The following is a 432-nucleotide window of genomic DNA, read 5'->3' on the forward strand; positions in this document are numbered from 1 at the left end:
TCATTGATGCCATCCGTACGCCTTTTGGTCGTTATGCCGGTGGTTTAGCCCCTGTCCGTGCGGATGACTTAGGTGCAGTGCCATTAAAAGCATTAATGGAACGTAACCCTTCTGTGGATTGGAATGTCGTCGATGACGTTTTATTTGGCTGTGCCAACCAAGCCGGTGAAGATAACCGTAACGTCGGTCGTATGTCGGCGCTTTTAGCAGGTATCCCTTATACAGTACCTGCAACCACAGTCAACCGTTTATGTGGTTCATCACTCGATACCGTAGCAATGGCCGCGCGTGCCATTAAAGCTGGTGAGGCTGACGTGATTGTGGCAGGTGGTGTTGAATCCATGTCACGTGCCCCATTTGTGATGGGTAAATCTGAGAGTGCATTTGGTCGTAGTCAAAAGATTGAAGACACCACCATGGGCTGGCGTTTTA

Annotated in this window: 1 protein-coding gene; it reads left to right on the top strand. The window is 49.5% G+C overall.

Annotation, left to right across the window (positions count from 1 at the left end):
- Positions 1–2: 2 nt before the first annotated feature.
- A partial coding sequence (locus AC1M9P_RS14625) for a thiolase family protein (RefSeq protein ID WP_481588090.1) occupies positions 3–432 on the top strand: 430 nt, incomplete at its 3' end.

Source organism: Acinetobacter sp. 25-47-122, from assembly GCF_056779695.1.